The sequence below is a fragment of the Cellulomonas triticagri genome (assembly GCF_003696205.1).
Classification (GTDB): domain Bacteria; phylum Actinomycetota; class Actinomycetes; order Actinomycetales; family Cellulomonadaceae; genus Cellulomonas; species Cellulomonas triticagri.
This window is the reverse complement of the sequence record NZ_RFFI01000131.1, coordinates 1-10,465: the sequence shown is the minus strand read 5'-3', so window position 1 is coordinate 10,465 and position 10,465 is coordinate 1. Positions and strand designations below refer to the sequence as shown.

General features: G+C 75.6%; 9 protein-coding genes and 1 pseudogene. 5 read left to right on the top strand and 5 right to left on the bottom strand.

Annotated features, from left to right (window positions below; genetic code table 11):
• Together EBM89_RS21425 and topA are read left to right on the top strand one after the other, a co-directional pair.
• A pseudogene (locus EBM89_RS21425) lies at positions 1 to 260 on the top strand (hypothetical protein); the annotation flags it as partial.
• 59 nt (positions 261 to 319) lie between these two features.
• Complete coding sequence (gene topA / locus EBM89_RS17680; protein ID WP_122150956.1) at positions 320 to 3,106, top strand: type I DNA topoisomerase; 2,787 nt, start codon at positions 320 to 322, stop codon at positions 3,104 to 3,106.
• 75 nt (positions 3,107 to 3,181) lie between these two features.
• Here the strand turns inward: topA and EBM89_RS17675 are convergent, their stop codons facing one another.
• Both EBM89_RS17675 and EBM89_RS17670 read right to left on the bottom strand, forming a co-directional pair.
• A complete protein-coding gene (locus EBM89_RS17675) occupies positions 3,182 to 3,634 on the bottom strand; it encodes a hypothetical protein (RefSeq protein WP_158609712.1) in 453 nt (150 codons plus the stop codon).
• Positions 3,635 to 3,654: 20 nt separating this feature from the next.
• Positions 3,655 to 4,806 carry a glycerol dehydrogenase gene (locus EBM89_RS17670; RefSeq protein WP_122150954.1) on the bottom strand — a complete coding sequence of 384 codons (1,152 nt, stop codon included), beginning with the start codon at positions 4,804 to 4,806 and terminating at the stop codon, positions 3,655 to 3,657.
• A 159-nt stretch (positions 4,807 to 4,965) separates the two neighbouring features.
• Here EBM89_RS17670 and EBM89_RS17665 point away from each other — a divergent pair, with 159 nt between their 5' ends.
• Complete coding sequence (locus EBM89_RS17665) at positions 4,966 to 5,970, top strand: Gfo/Idh/MocA family protein (RefSeq protein WP_122150953.1); 1,005 nt, start codon at positions 4,966 to 4,968, stop codon at positions 5,968 to 5,970.
• Between the two features lie 39 nt (positions 5,971 to 6,009).
• Here EBM89_RS17665 and EBM89_RS17660 read toward each other — a convergent pair whose 3' ends face one another.
• The 3 genes from EBM89_RS17660 to EBM89_RS17645 all read right to left on the bottom strand — a co-directional run bounded on the left by EBM89_RS17660 (position 6,010) and on the right by EBM89_RS17645 (position 9,055).
• Entirely contained in the window at positions 6,010 to 6,537 is a 528-nt protein-coding gene (locus EBM89_RS17660) for a hypothetical protein (RefSeq protein WP_122150952.1), read from the bottom strand.
• A gap of 199 nt (positions 6,538 to 6,736) precedes the next feature.
• On the bottom strand, positions 6,737 to 7,258 hold the full coding sequence (locus EBM89_RS21900; RefSeq protein WP_199732185.1) for a hypothetical protein: 522 nt from the start codon (positions 7,256 to 7,258) through the stop codon (positions 6,737 to 6,739).
• Between the two features lie 57 nt (positions 7,259 to 7,315).
• On the bottom strand, positions 7,316 to 9,055 hold the full coding sequence (locus EBM89_RS17645; RefSeq protein WP_122150950.1) for a SpoIIE family protein phosphatase: 1,740 nt from the start codon (positions 9,053 to 9,055) through the stop codon (positions 7,316 to 7,318).
• A gap of 120 nt (positions 9,056 to 9,175) precedes the next feature.
• Here EBM89_RS17645 and tmk point away from each other — a divergent pair, with 120 nt between their 5' ends.
• Complete coding sequence (tmk, locus tag EBM89_RS17640; RefSeq protein ID WP_122150957.1) at positions 9,176 to 9,838, top strand: dTMP kinase; 663 nt, start codon at positions 9,176 to 9,178, stop codon at positions 9,836 to 9,838.
• A partial coding sequence (locus EBM89_RS17635; RefSeq protein ID WP_122150949.1) for a DNA polymerase III subunit delta' occupies positions 9,835 to 10,465 on the top strand: 631 nt, incomplete at its 3' end. The genes tmk and EBM89_RS17635, both read left to right, overlap by 4 nt.

Sequence of the window (10,465 nt, the reverse complement as noted above, 5' to 3'; positions counted from 1 at the left end):
GCGGCGGCGACCGCACCGGCACCCGCGTCGCGGGCACGCTGCTGGCGGCCGTCGCGGCGTTCACCGGCGGCGGCGCGGTGGTCGCGCTGCGCCGCACCTGGCTGTCCGACGACCCGGTCGGGAGCACGGCGGCGCTGCTGACGTCGTACGGTGGCGGGGCGCTGGGCATCGTCGCGGTCGCCGCCGCGGTCTCGGGCACGCTGCTGGTGCTGCGGCGGTCCGTCACCGCAGGGTCGGTCCCGGCAGGGCCGAGGTCGTAGAGTCACCCCCGCCGCGGCACGACGCCGCGGACCGGGACGTCCGAAGGAAGCAGGAGCGCATGTCCGCAGGTCGCAAGCTGGTCATCGTGGAGTCGCCGGCCAAGGCGCGCACGATCGCCGGGTACCTCGGTGACGGCTTCGACGTCGAGGCGAGCGTCGGGCACATCCGTGACCTGCCGCAGCCCTCCGAGCTGCCCGCGGAGATGAAGAAGGGCCCGTTCGGCAAGTTCGCCGTCGACGTCGACAACGGCTTCGAGCCCTACTACGTCGTGGACTCGGACAAGAAGAAGAAGGTCACCGAGCTCAAGCGGCTGCTGAAGGACGCCGACGAGCTCTACCTCGCGACCGATGAGGACCGCGAGGGCGAGGCCATCGCCTGGCACCTGCTGCAGGAGCTCAAGCCCAAGGTCCCGGTCAAGCGCATGGTGTTCCACGAGATCACCCGCGAGGCCATCAGCCGCGCGCTGGAGAACACCCGCGAGCTCGACGACCGCCTCGTCGACGCGCAGGAGACCCGCCGCATCCTCGACCGTCTGTACGGCTACGAGGTCAGCCCGGTGCTGTGGCGCAAGGTCCGCCAGGGCCTGTCCGCCGGCCGCGTGCAGTCCGTCGCCACCCGCCTGGTCGTCGAGCGCGAGCGCGAGCGCATGGCGTTCCGCGCCGCCGACTACTGGGACCTCACCGCGACGTTCGCCGTCGAGGACACGGCCGAGCCGACGTTCGACGCCCGCCTGCTGCAGCTCGGCGAGCGCCGGGTCGCCGCCGGTCGCGACTTCGGCGACGACGGCGTGCTCAAGGGCTCCGGCGCGAGCCGCCCGGTGCACCTGGACGAGGGCGCCGCGCACGCCTGGGTGTCCGCCCTCGACGGCGCGGACTTCGCGGTCCGGTCCCTCGAGACCAAGCCGTACACCCGCCGCCCCGCCGCGCCGTTCACGACCTCGACGCTGCAGCAGGAGGCCAGCCGGAAGCTGCGCATGGCCTCCCGGCAGACGATGCGTACCGCGCAGACGCTGTACGAGAACGGCTACATCACCTACATGCGGACCGACTCGCCCACGCTGAGCACGCAGGCCGTCGACGCCGCGCGCCGCCAGGCGGCCGAGCTGTACGGCGCCGACCACGTGCCCGACAAGCCGCGCGTCTACGCCTCCAAGAGCAAGGGCGCGCAGGAGGCCCACGAGGCCATCCGCCCCGCGGGCGACAACTTCCGCACCCCCGCGCAGGTCGCGGGCGAGCTGTCCGGCGACCAGTTCCGGCTGTACGAGCTCATCTGGAAGCGCACCGTCGCCTCGCAGATGGCCGACGCCCGCGGCTCCACCGCCTCCGTGCGGATCGCCGCGACCGTCCCCGCGCCCGCGCTGCCCGAGGGCAGCACCGCCGCCGACGGCCCCGCCGCCGGGGCGGCGACGGCCGCCGTCTTCGGGGCGAGCGGCACCGTCATCACCTTCCGCGGCTTCCTCGCCGCCTACGAGGAGGGGCGCGACGTCGACCGCTACGCCGACCAGGCCGAGGGCGGCGAGAAGGGCGCGGCCCGCGAGACCCGGCTGCCGCAGATGGCCGAGGGCGACGCCGTCGCCGCGTCCGACCTCACGGCCGACGGCCACCGCACCTCCCCGCCGCCGCGGTACACCGAGGCGAGCCTGGTCAAGGCGCTCGAGGAGCGTGGCATCGGCCGCCCCTCGACCTACGCCGCGACCATCTCGGTCATCCAGGACCGCGGGTACGTGACCAGCCGCGGGCAGGCGCTCGTGCCGTCCTGGCTGGCGTTCGCCGTGGTCCGGCTGCTGGAGGAGAACTTCGACCGGCTCGTCGACTACGACTTCACCGCGTCCATGGAGCAGGACCTCGACCAGATCGCCGCGGGGCAGACCGACCGCGTCGAGTGGCTCACCCGGTTCTACTTCGGCACCGAGGCGGCCGAGGGGCCCGATGGCGACGGCCTGCGCGACCTCGTCGCCAACCTCGGCGAGATCGACGCCCGCGAGGTCAACTCCATCGACGTCGGCGGCGGCATCACGCTGCGCGTCGGCCGCTACGGCCCGTACGTCGAGGAGACCGGGGGCGAGCCCGGCCCCGACGGCAACCCGCGCCGCGCGTCGGTCCCGGACGACCTCGCCCCCGACGAGCTCACCGCCGAGAAGGCGCGCGAGCTGCTGGAGACCCAGCCCGAGGGCGACCTCGAGCTCGGCACCGACCCGGTCGCCGGCACGACGATCGTCGCCAAGAACGGCCGGTACGGTCCCTACGTGACCGAGCTGCTGCCCGAGCCGGACCTCGACCCGAACCTGTCGGCGGCTGCGAAGAAGAAGGCGCTCGCCGCCCTGCCCAAGCCCCGCACGGGGTCGCTGCTCAAGTCCCAGTCGCTGCAGACCATCACCCTGGAGGACGCGCTGCAGCTGCTCAGCCTGCCGCGCGTCGTCGGCACCGACCCGGAGACGGGCACCGAGATCACCGCGCAGAACGGCCGCTACGGCCCGTACCTCAAGCGCGGCACCGACTCGCGGACGCTGCCGTCGGAGGAGGCGATCTTCACCACCACGCTGGAGGAGGCGCTCGCCATCTACGCGCAGCCGAAGCGCGGCCGCGGCGCCACCGCCACCCCGCCGCTGCGCGAGCTCGGCGAGGACCCGACGTCCAAGAAGCCCATCGTGGTCAAGGACGGCCGGTTCGGCGCCTACGTCACCGACGGGGAGACCAACCGGACGCTGCCGCGCGACGTCACGCCCGAGTCGATCACCCCGGAGCAGGCCGTCGAGCTGCTCGCCGAGAAGCGCGCGCAGGGGCCGAAGAAGAAGCCCGCGGCCCGCAAGGCCGCGCCGCGCAAGACGGCCGCGGCCAAGAAGTAGCGACCACCTCGAGAGGGGGCCACGTCCAGGACGTGGCCCCCTCTCGTCGTCCGCGTGCGCCCGGTGCCGCCGGCGTCAGCGGGTCTGGTCGGCGGGTGCAGCGTCGCCGATCCCGGCCCACTCCCGCAGGCGGGGCACCAGCACCCGCGCGTGCGTCCCGAGCCGGGGCAGGCGCACGGCGCGGTCGGGCGCCCCCGGTTCCCGGACGGTCACCACCACGGCCTCGGACCACGACGGGCGCCCGGGGACGTTCCCGTCCACGGCGACGACCGCGGACCGGTCGACCCGCAGCGGCCGCCACGGGCGCTCGACCCGCAGCGTGTCGTCGGTCAGGACGACCCGCGTGGTCGGCACCCAGCCGGCCGCAGTGACGGTCCCCAGCACGGCGGTGATCGCGCCCAGCACGAGCACGACGACGGACGCCCCGCGCTCGCCCTCCACCACGCGCTGGCCGAAGCCGACGAGCATCGGGACCTGGCCGACCGGGACGACCCAGAACCACCGGGGCACGGGCGGCGTGCGGCCCACCACCTCCCGCACGGGTCGCCTCAGTGCGCCCGGTGCGCCACGGGCTCCGGCAGCCCCGCGTCCGCGCGGACCTGCCGGGAGAACCCCTCGATCGACCGCAGCGCGTCCACCAGGTCCGGCACCCGCACCGTGAACGGCATCGCGTGGATCGTCTCGCCCTCCGCCGTCGCCGCCTCGGCCACCCGGGTCAGGTCGTCCACGTCGTCCACCGAGAGCCCGACCTCCGTCAGCGTGTTCGGCAGCCCGACCCGCGTCGTGAACTCCACGAAGTCCCGGATCTCCTGCACCGGCGCGCCCTCCAGCACGAGCTGCGTCACCGAGCCGATGTTGACCTTCTGCCCGTGGGTCAGGCCGTGCGTCTGCGGGGCGGCCGTGAGCCCGTTGTGGATCGCGTGCGCCGCCGCGAGGCCGCCGGACTCGAAGCCCAGCCCCGACAGCAGCGTGTTCGCCTCGACGACCTTCTCCACCGACGGCGTCACCACGTGGTCCCGCACCGCCGCGACCGCGGGCAGGGCGTGCTCCCAGAGGATGTCCCAGGACAGCCGCGCCAGGGCCGTGCCCGTCGCGGTGGGCAGGCCGCCCGCCATCGTCGTCGCGTCCGTGCGGGCGACCGCGCGCGCCTCGATCCACGTCGCCAGCGCGTCGCCGACCCCCGCGACCAGGAACCGCACCGGCGCGTTCGCGACGAGCTGCGTGTCCACCAGCACCAGGTCCGGGTTGCGCGGGAAGAACCGGTACTCCTCGAACCCGCCGTCGTCGTCGTAGATCACCGACAGCGCCGAGCAGGGCGCGTCCGTCGAGGCGACCGTCGGCACCGACACCCAGCGGATCCCCGCCAGGTGCCCGGCGGCCTTCACCGCGTCGATGGTCGAGCCCCCGCCGACCCCCACGACGACGTCGGCACCGGTCTCCCGGATGCGACCGGCGATGCCGTCCACCGCGGCGGCCGTGGCGTAGACGCCGAACCCGTCCCGGGTCAGCGGCAGGTCCGCGGCGGCGAACGAGCGGGTCACGGCGTCGCCGACGAACGACCACACGGTGTCGTCCGCGACCACCAGGGGCGTGCTGCCGATCGGGGCGACCAGCTCGCCGAGGCGCTCGATCGCGCCGCGCCCCTGGGCGTAGCGCCCGGGGCTGATCAGGGTCCGGATCGGGGTGGGTGCTGCGGGCACGGGCTCCTCCTCGCGTGACGCGTCGGCGGCGGGGCCGCACGGTCACGGTCCACGCCGACCACCGACACCCACCACCGTACGGATGACGCGTCCGCTCGGCACGGGGCCGGAGGTCCCGGCGCCCAGGACTCCCGCAGACGGGACGGCTAGGGTCGCGACATGGCACTCACCGAAGACCCGCGCACCGCGCCACCGATCCGCTGGGGGATCCTGGGCGCGGGCGGCATCGCCGCCGCGTTCGCCGACGCCGTCCGGTCCACCACCCGCGCGCAGGTCGTCGCCGTCGGGTCCCGCGACCACACCCGCGCCGAGCGGTTCGCCACCGCGCACGGCATCCCCACCACCCACACCGGCTACCGCGACCTCGTCGAGGACCCGCAGGTCGAAGTCGTCTACGTGGCGACCCCGCACTCCGAGCACCGCGAGCACGCGCTGCTCGCCATCGCCGCGGGCAAGCACGTCCTGGTCGAGAAGGCGTTCACCCGCAACGCCGCCGAGGCCGAGGAGGTGTTCGCCGCGGCCCGCGCCGCCGGGGTGTTCGTCATGGAGGCGATGTGGACGCGGTTCCTGCCGCACGTCGCCGCCCTCCACCAGGTCATCGAGTCCGGCGAGATCGGCGAGATCGTCGCCGTGCACGCCGACCACGGGCAGTACTTCCCGTTCGACGCCGCCCACCGGCTGTACGACCCGGCGCTCGCCGGCGGCGCCCTGCTCGACCTCGGCATCTACCCGGTCGCGTTCGCGCAGGACTTCCTCGGCGTGCCCACGCAGGTGCGCTCCGTCGGCTCGCTCACCGAGACCGGCGTCGACGGGCAGCTCGCCATCGTCCTCAGCTACGGCGACCGCACCCAGGCCGCGCTGACCACGACCCTCTGGGCGAAGACGCCCACCACCGCGGCGATCAGCGGCACCGAGGGCACCATCACGATCGACGGCTCGTTCTACGCGCCGACCTCGTTCCAGGTGCGGCGCCGCGACGGCCGGTCCTGGTCGTTCACGCAGCCCGTGCCGCACGGCCTGCAGTACGAGGCCGCCGAGGTCGCCCGCCGCGTCGCCGAGGGGGCCACCGAGAGCCCGCGCATGCCGTGGTCCGACACCCTCGCGGTGCTCCGCACGATGGACGAGGTCCGCGCCCAGGTCGGGGTCCGCTACCCGGGCGAGTGACGCACGGCCCGTCGCCGGGACCCGGCGGCGGGCCGGCGTTCAGCCGGCGACGACGGCCATCGCGGCCGTCGTCTCCGGCTCCAGGTCGAACGACCATCGCCCGGTGACCGGCACGTCCGGCAGCACCGTCATCACGGGGTCCGCGTCCGGGTCGGCCGCGTCACCGCACGCGGCCGTCACCACTCCGACGACCTCCCCCGCGGACCGGACGACGAGCTCGGCGGGGCGTGACTCCACCGACGAGCAGAACACCGTGACGTCCATGGTGTCGGAACCGGGCGGTGCGGCGGCGGTGCCCCCGGTGCCTCCGCCGGGTCCACCGATGCCGCCGACGAGGGTGCTGGCGCCCGACGCCTCGAACGACTCCTCAGCGAGCGCCGACACGCGCACGTTGACGGCGTCGATGTCGACGTCGGTGCCGCTGAGCGCCCGCGCCCCGAGGACCGCCGTGACTGCGAGGACGGGGACGCCGACCAGCAGCGCGGTGACGACCGCCCGGCGGCGGCGTGGCGGGGGACCGTCGTGGGTGGGGTCGGGGTCCTCGATCTCGACGTCCTCGAAGGTCATCTCAGCACTCTGCCACGAGCAGGTGGCAGCGGGCCGGACAAGCACGGTCTCCTCACGCGTGCCATCGCCTGCGAGGTGGTTCGCAACAGGTAGTCGTCCTTGTCGGGGGGACAGCCAGCCCGTGCGCGGAGGAGATCGACTGGGCCGCCACCGCCACCGCCACCGCCACCTCTTCCTCGCGGAGCGGCCGGCGCTGGCCTCAGCCCACGATGACGGCCGTAGCGGCCGTCGTCTCGGGCACGAGGTCGAACGACCAGGCCCCGGTGATCGGCACGTCCGGCAGCACCGTCACCACGGGGTCGGCGTCCGGGTCCGCCGCGTCGCTGCACAGCGCGGTCGTCTCGCCGACGACCTCCCCGCCCGACCGGACGACCAGGTCGGCAGGCCGCGCCTGCACGGACGAGCACAAGACCGTCACGTCCGTGACGCCGGACTCCGGCGGCGCGCTGGCGCTACCCGCCGCCCCGCGGCCCGGGCTGCCGACGCCGCTCGCCATCCACGAGCCGTCGGCCATGGAGTCGTGCGCGAACTCCGACACGCGCAGGTTGACGGCCTCGATGTCGACGTCGGTGCCGCTGAGCGCCCGCGCCCCGAGCACCGCCGCGACGGCGACGACCGGGACGCCCACCAGCAGTGCGGCGACGACCACCCGGCGGCGGCGGAGCGGGGGACCGTCGGGCTTCGGGTCGGGCTCCTCGATCTCGACGTCCTCGAAGGTCATCGCAGCACTCTGCCACGCGGCAGGTGGTCGGCGTGGCCGATCACCGGTGCGGGAGCGTCAGCCGGCGGGGAGCACCCGGACCGCCAGCACCGCGACGTCGTCCGCGGGTCGCCCGTCGAGCAGGGTCTCCGTGAGGTCGTGCACGAACCGCTCGGGCTCGCGCTCCGCGAAGCGACCGGCCTCCCGGGCGAGCCCGTGCAGCGAGTGCTCCAGCGGGACGTGCCGGCGCTCCACCAGGCCGTCGGTGTAGAGCACGACGGTGTCGCCGGGCAGCAGGTCGGTGACGTGGTCGTGCCGGGCGCGGCCGGGGTCGACCCCGAGGAGCAGGTCGTTGTCGAGGTCCAGCAGCCGCGAACCCGATCCGGGGCGGACGAGGACGGGCGGGGGGTGCCCGGCGCTGGACCAGCGGAGCCGCGCGCCGTCGCCGGTGAGGGAGAGGCGCGCGACCAGCGCGCTCGCGACCGTGGCGAGCGCCAGGCCCTCGTCGGCGCGGTCGAGCCGCGCGAGCCACGACGACGGCGACGCGTCCGGGCGGTCCCAGGTGAACGCGCGCAGCGTGGACCGCAGCTGGCCCATCCGCGCGGCGGCGTCCATGTCGTGCCCGGTGACGTCGCCGACCATGACGGCGAGGTCGCCGTCGGGCAGCGCGACGCCGTCGTACCAGTCACCGCCGACCTTGTCGGACTGCGCGGCGGGCAGGTACGACGCGGCCAGGCGGAACCCGGCGGGCTGGGGGAGCGCCGTGAGCATGGCGTCCTGGAGGGTGCGGGCGACGTCCCGGCGCTGCTCCAGCAGCAGCGCGCGCTCCAGGGACTGCGCGGTGTAGGCGGCGAGCGCGGCCTTGACCTCGCGGTTCTCCTGGCGGAAGTCGCGCGGCTCGGGCCAGCCGAGCGACACCACCCCCAGCAGCCGCCCCCGGGACGCCAGCGGCAGGACCGCGACCGCGCCGTCCGGGACGGGGCGCTCGCGCGCGTGGTCGTGGGCGCCCATCTCGGGGAACCGCTCGACCATCGCGGTGTGGCTGCGGAAGAACACCGGCAGCCGGGTCCGGGCGACGTGCGTGGCCGGCCGCTCGTCGGTGAGGCGCGCGTGCCGCAGCGCCTCCACACCCCGCCCGTCGAAGGCGTCCAGCGACGTGTACGTGAGTCCCTGGCCGTCCGCGTCCAGCAGGGCGATGCCCGTCATCGTCGCGCCGAGCCCGATCGCGGCGACCCGCGACACCGCGCGCGTGACCTCCCCGACCGTCGTCGCGGCGGTGAACGCCTCCGCCATCAGCAGCAGCAGGCGGCTGTGCCGCACCGCCTCCGCGGACAGCCGGTGCGACCGCCGGGCCCGCTCCCGGTCGACGCGCAGCCGCAGCGCGCTGCTGCACGCCGCCGCGAGGTCCGTCAGGTGCGCGACCTGGTCGTCGGTCCAGTCGCGGGGGACGGAGTCGGCGACGCCGAGCACCCCGATCACCTGGCCGCCGCCGTCGTCGTGCAGGGGACAGCCGAGGTACGCCGCGACGTGGAAATCCCCTAGGCAGGACCACCCCTCCCCGGCGGGCCCGGTACGGACGTCGGGGACCACGAGCGGTTCCGGCGCGCCGACGAGCGCCGCCGGCAGTCGCACGTCCGCCCCCTCAAGCCCGACCGCGCCGAGCACTACCGGCTCGTCGGGCGACAGCACCGAGACCAGCGCCACCGGGGCGGCCAGGTGGCCGGCCGCGAGCCGGGCGAACCGCTCCAGGTCCGGGTCCGCACCCGGGCGCGGGTCCGCCGCCGACGGGGCGTCGCGCTCGACCCAGGGTGTGACCACGATCCAGTGTCACCCACCGGCGCCGCGCGCGCGGCGGAACGGCCCACCCGGCGGACGGGGGTGTCGTCGGGGGTCGATACCCTGACGGGCGTGACCCCGCACCCCTCGCCGTCGTCGGCCCTGCCCGCCGCGACACCCGAGCCCGCGCCCGACGGTGGCCTGTTCGTGTCGTTCGAGGGCGGGGACGGCAGCGGGAAGTCCACCCAGTCCCGGCTGCTCGGCGACTGGCTGACCGGGCTCGGCCGGGAGGTCGTGCTCACCCGCGAGCCCGGCGGCACCGAGCTCGGCCGGGTGCTGCGCCGCGAGATCCTGCACGGCGGCCACGTCGACCCCCGCACCGAGGCGCTGCTCTACGCCGCCGACCGCGCCCACCACGTCGCGTCGCTGGTGCGCCCGGCGCTCGCCGGCGGGGCCGTCGTGGTCACCGACCGGTACCTGGACTCGTCCGTCGCCTACCAGGGCTCGGGCCGCGACCTCGGCGCCGACGAGGTCGAGGGGCTGTCGCTCTGGGCCACCGGCGGGCTGCTGCCCGCCCTGACCGTCCTGCTCGACCTCGACCCCGTCGCGGGCATGGCACGGCTCGCCGGGCGCGACGCCGCCCCGGACCGGCTGGAGAGCGCGGGCGACGCGTTCCACCGCCGCACCCGCGCGGCGTTCCTCGACCGCGCCGCCGCCGACCCCGACCGGTGGCTGGTGCTGGACGCCGCGCGTCCCGTCGAGGAGGTCGCCGCCGCGGTCCGCGTCCGGGTCGCCGCGCTGCTGGGCCTCGAGGAGCGGGCGTGAGCAGCGTCTGGGACGACGTCGTCGGCCAGGAGCCCGCCGTCGCCGTGCTGCGGGACGCCGTCGCCGACCCGTCGAAGATGACCCACGCCTGGCTGCTTACCGGGCCGCCCGGCTCGGGGCGGTCCAACGCGGCGCGGGCGTTCGCCGCCGCGTTGCAGGACCCGAGCGGGGACCCGCGCAGCCCCGGGTGCGCGACCGTGCTCGCGGGCACGCACCCCGACGTCACGTTCGTGTCCACCGAGGGCGTCGTCATCCGCGTCGACACCGTCCGGCCGCTCGTCGAGCTCGCGCAGCGCGCCCCCTCCCAGGGCCGGTGGCGGGTCATCGTGGTCGAGGACGCCGACCGGCTCAACGAGACCTCCGGCAACGTCCTGCTCAAGGCCATCGAGGAGCCGCCGCCGCGCACCGTGTGGCTGCTGTGCGCCCCCAGCCCGCAGGACGTCCTCGTGACCCTGCGCTCGCGCAGCCGCTCCGTCGCGCTGCGCGTCCCGCCCGTCGAGGCCGTCGCCGACCTGCTCGTGCGGCGCGACGGCATCGACCCCGCGGTGGCCCTCGTCGCCGCGCGCGCCGCGCAGTCCCACGTCGGCGTCGCCCGGCGGCTCGCCCGCGACCCCGAGGCCCGCGCCC

Excerpts from the sequence above, each read along its gene's own strand:
- EBM89_RS21900 (WP_199732185.1), bottom strand. The coding sequence starts at position 7,258 with ATGACCTTCGAGGACGTCGAGATCGAGGAGCCCGACCCGAAGCCCGAC.
- EBM89_RS17660 (WP_122150952.1), bottom strand. The coding sequence starts at position 6,537 with ATGACCTTCGAGGACGTCGAGATCGAGGACCCCGACCCCACCCACGAC.
- EBM89_RS17665 (WP_122150953.1), top strand. The coding sequence starts at position 4,966 with ATGGCACTCACCGAAGACCCGCGCACCGCGCCACCGATCCGCTGGGGG.
- topA (WP_122150956.1), top strand. The coding sequence starts at position 320 with ATGTCCGCAGGTCGCAAGCTGGTCATCGTGGAGTCGCCGGCCAAGGCG.